Here is a 3891-nt window from a genome sequence, read left to right on the forward strand (position 1 = left end):
CAACAGATCGGGTTCGCTGAACAGCACCGCCGCCAGCGCCACGCGCATCCGCCAGCCGCCGGAAAACGCCGAACAGGGCTGTTGCTGTTCTTCATGGGTGAACCCCAGACCTTTCAGGATTGTCGCCGCCCGCGCCTCGGCGGACCAGGCGTCGATATCGGCCAGACGCGTCTGCACCTCGGCGATGCGGTCGGGGTCGGTGACGGTTTCCGCCTCGGCCAACAAAGCCTCGCGTTCCTGATCGGCGCGCAGCACGGTATCGATCAGCGATACCTCGTTGCCCGGCACCTCTTGGCTGACACCGCCGATTTTCCAGCCTTTGGGAATGCTGACATTTCCGGTATCCAGCACCATTTCGCCTCGGATGATCCGGAACAGGGTCGTCTTGCCAGACCCGTTGCGCCCCACAAGCCCGACCTTATGGCCGGTGGGGATGGTGACAGTGGCGTTTTCGACCAGCGTGCGGCCTTCGACGGAATAGGTAAGGTCTGATATTTTCAACATGCGCTTGCCTTGCCCCATCGCGGGCGCGGGGTCAATCGGTGGAAATGGGGTTCAGGGGTGCTGGCGGGCCTTTTCACGCGGGATGGCGCATGTTAGGGCAGCGCCAGTTCAACCCAAACAGTGAAAGACCCATAATTATGGCGATCCAGCGTACATTTTCCATCATCAAGCCCGACGCGACCAAGCGTAACCTGACCGGCGCAATCGTTGCGAAATTCGAAGAAGCCGGGCTGCGCATCGTCGCGTCCAAGCGCATTCAGCTCACACTCGCGCAGGCGCAGCAATTCTACGGCGTCCACAAGGACCGGCCATTCTTTGGCGAGCTGTGTGAATTCATGGTGTCCGAACCCATCGTCGTGCAGGTGCTGGAAGGCGAAGACGCCATCGCGAAAAACCGCGAAGTCATGGGTGCCACCAACCCCGCTGATGCGGCAGATGGCACGATCCGCAAGGAATTCGCGCTGTCGATCGGTGAAAACTCGGTCCATGGGTCCGATGCGCCGGAAACAGCAGCAGAAGAGATCGCATTCTTCTTTTCGGGTCTCGAACTCGTCGGTTAAGCTGGATTGATATCCACCCTACCGGGCCGTCCGCATCACGCGGGCGGCTTTTTTTGTGCCGGAACCACACCGATCCGGTTCAGGATCTGTTCCAGCGCCGATCTGTCGCTATCGACATGGCGGGCCTTCAGCGCATCGAACGTCACCCGCAGCGCGTCTTTTTCCGCACCTTTGCAATCGTTCCAAGGGCGACCTTGCAGCGCCATATGCAACACATAATAGCTGATGAAATGGGGTCTGCTGCCGCTTTCCAGCAGCCTGGCATAGGCGGCATCCGCGCCGATATCATGCAGGTCTTCTGCCGTGGAAATGCCCACGGCGCGCAACGATCCCGCAAAGGCAGGGCCGATATTGCGGATTGTCTCAAGTGCAGCCATGCGGGCAGATTACCCGCTGGCGGCGCAAAATCCAGCCTAGATAGAGGCCAGATCAGTAAAAAGCGGTTTTGCCGGCACCTGCATCGGGGCGGGCTGGGCCTTGGCTGTGCTTTGACCCGGCTGCGCGTGCTGCGGGGTCGGTTTGGGTTGGGAAGACGCCATTTGATATGGTCCTGAATTGCTGCTCGTGGGGCCGATAATACAGCCGGACTGGCCCTGCAAGCCAGCCCGTTTGATTCGCGTCACGATTCCCGTGACAATTTTGTGACGTCAGCTTTTGCCGCGCTTGGGCGCGCCGGGGCCTTTGCCAGCCGGTTTGCGCGGCTTGGCGGTGCCGCCCGGCGGGACGAACCGCTTGGACGTGTCATTGGCGCTGGCCTTAGGCTTGCCGTCAGGCTTGGCAAAACCGGGCTTGCCATAGGCAGGCTTGCCACCGGGTTTGCCGGGGCGGGCGAAACCGCCGGGTTTCTTGTCGTCGGATTTGCCTTTGTAATGCGCGCCTTCGGATTTCGCCTTATAGGGCGGTTTGCCTTCGGATTTGCCCTTGTACTCCGACTTGCCCTTATAGGGCGGCTTGCTGTCGGATTTGCCTTTATAGGCGGGTTTCGCGCCATAGGGCACCAAAGCATCGCCGTGATCGCGCCGTTCGGGTTTCTGGCGCGGTTTGCGCGGCTTGTCATCTGCCGCACCGGGGATCGGCTGGATCGCGACGACATCTGCCTGTGCCGATGGCGGTGGCGCATCCTGATCGCGCGGCGCGTGGCGGCGCGGTTTCGGCGTGTCGCTGTCGTAATCACGTTTCGTGGCGCGCGGCCCGCGTTCGCCGATCTGTGGCGCGCCATCCATCTTGGACAGTTTCGCCTGATTTTCCAGCACCATATCGGGGCCAATCGCAGCAAGGAAACCGGCCACGGCGGGTTCGGAGATTTCGACAAAGGTTTCGTTCGGCTGGATACGGATCGCGCCGATTTCCGTCTTCGTGATGCCACCGGCCTTGCAGATCATCGGCAGCAGCCAACGCGCCTCTGCCTTGCCGTCGCGGCCCACATCGACGCGGAACCAGCGCGAGGGGCCGAATGATTTATGATCGCGCGGCGCGCGTTCCTTGCCGTCGCGGTCCTTGGTGACAGGGCCGTCCTTGTATTCGCTCAGTTCTTCGGGGGCAGAGGTCTTGCCCGCATAGATCCGCAGATAGGCCGCAGCGATCTGTTCCGGCGCGTGCTGTTCCAGCAGACGCGCGGCGAATTCGCGTTCGCTGTCGGTGAATGTTTCCGACCAGACCGGATCGTTCAGCAGGCGTTCTTCGTCCTTTGCCGTGACTTCATCGGCGGTGGGCGGCAGGGCCCAGGTCGCCTCCAGCTTGCCCCAGGTCAGCAGGTTCTGCGCGCGACGTTTCATCTTGGCCGGCACGATCATTGCGGAAATGCCCTTGCGACCCGCACGACCCGTGCGGCCAGACCGGTGCAGCAGGGTTTCGGCATTGGTCGGCAATTCGGCGTGGATCACCAGTTCCAGATTGGGCAGGTCGATCCCACGCGCAGCTACATCTGTCGCCACACAGACCTGCGCACGCCCGTCGCGCATGGCTTGCAATGCATGGGTGCGTTCGGTCTGGCTCAGCTCGCCCGACAGTGCCACAGTCGCAAAACCGCGATTGGCCAGCCGTGTGGTCAGCCGTGTGACCATGGCGCGGGTATTGGCGAAAACGATGGCATTGGGGGCGGCGTAAAACCGCAAGACGTTGATGATGGCTGCGTCGATATCATGGTTCGCAACGGTCAGCGCGCGATATTCGATATCGCTGTGCTGGCCTTCCTTGCTGGCCGTGGCGACGCGCACGGCATTTTTCTGATACGATTGCGCCAGTTTCGCGATGGCGGCAGGCACAGTGGCCGAAAACATCAAGGTGCGGCGGCTGGGCGGGGCCTGATCAAGGATGAATTCAAGATCCTCGCGGAACCCAAGGTCCAGCATTTCATCGGCTTCATCAAGAATGACTGCCTTGATATCGGACAGATCAATCGTGTTGCGCATGATGTGGTCGCGCAGGCGCCCCGGTGTCGCGACAACGATCTGCGCGCCGCGTTCCAGCGCGCGTTTCTCATCGCGGAAATCCATACCGCCGACGCAGGACGCCAATGTCGCCCCGGTGCCCGCATAGAGCCATTGCAATTCGCGTTTGACCTGCAAGGCCAGTTCGCGGGTCGGTGCGATGACCAATGCCAGCGGGCGACCGGCGGGGCCGAACAAGCCGTCTTCGGGCAGGATCGTCGGGCCGATGGCCAGACCAAAGCCCACCGTCTTGCCGGAACCGGTCTGTGCGGAAACGAGCAGATCCTGATCGGCAAGCGCTGCATCTGTCACGGCCACCTGCACAGGCGTGAGGTCGGTATAGCCTTGGGCGGACAGGGCAGCAGCAAGGGTCGGGATCATCGTCGTCATCAAAGATT

4 protein-coding genes are annotated in these 3891 nt (G+C 61.6%); 1 reads left to right on the plus strand and 3 read right to left on the minus strand.

The features are described 5' to 3' along the window. On the minus strand, positions 1 to 504 hold a 504-nt coding region (locus ACK4TM_RS17145), incomplete at its 3' end, for an ATP-binding cassette domain-containing protein (protein WP_409703707.1). Between the two features lie 137 nt (positions 505 to 641). Between ACK4TM_RS17145 and ndk the strand changes: the two genes are divergently transcribed. Continuing rightward, the gene (gene ndk, locus ACK4TM_RS17150; protein WP_409703710.1) at positions 642 to 1064 is read left to right on the plus strand and encodes a nucleoside-diphosphate kinase; all 423 of its coding nucleotides are present in this window, start codon (positions 642 to 644) and stop codon (positions 1062 to 1064) included. A gap of 35 nt (positions 1065 to 1099) precedes the next feature. Here ndk and ACK4TM_RS17155 read toward each other — a convergent pair whose 3' ends face one another. Then, positions 1100 to 1441, minus strand: coding sequence for a TfoX/Sxy family protein (locus ACK4TM_RS17155; RefSeq protein ID WP_409703713.1), 342 nt, complete (start codon positions 1439 to 1441; stop codon positions 1100 to 1102). A gap of 270 nt (positions 1442 to 1711) precedes the next feature. Beyond that, complete coding sequence (locus ACK4TM_RS17160) at positions 1712 to 3883, minus strand: DEAD/DEAH box helicase (protein ID WP_409703716.1); 2172 nt, start codon at positions 3881 to 3883, stop codon at positions 1712 to 1714. Positions 3884 to 3891: the final 8 nt, after the last annotated feature.

The organism is Yoonia sp., from assembly GCF_046292185.1.
Classification (GTDB): domain Bacteria; phylum Pseudomonadota; class Alphaproteobacteria; order Rhodobacterales; family Rhodobacteraceae; genus Yoonia.

Bases quoted from the DNA above. Each gene is read 5' to 3' on its own strand.
- ndk (WP_409703710.1), top strand. From the start codon at position 642: ATGGCGATCCAGCGTACATTTTCCATCATCAAGCCCGACGCGACCAAG.
- ACK4TM_RS17155 (WP_409703713.1), bottom strand. From the start codon at position 1,441: ATGGCTGCACTTGAGACAATCCGCAATATCGGCCCTGCCTTTGCGGGA.
- ACK4TM_RS17160 (WP_409703716.1), bottom strand. From the start codon at position 3,883: ATGACGACGATGATCCCGACCCTTGCTGCTGCCCTGTCCGCCCAAGGC.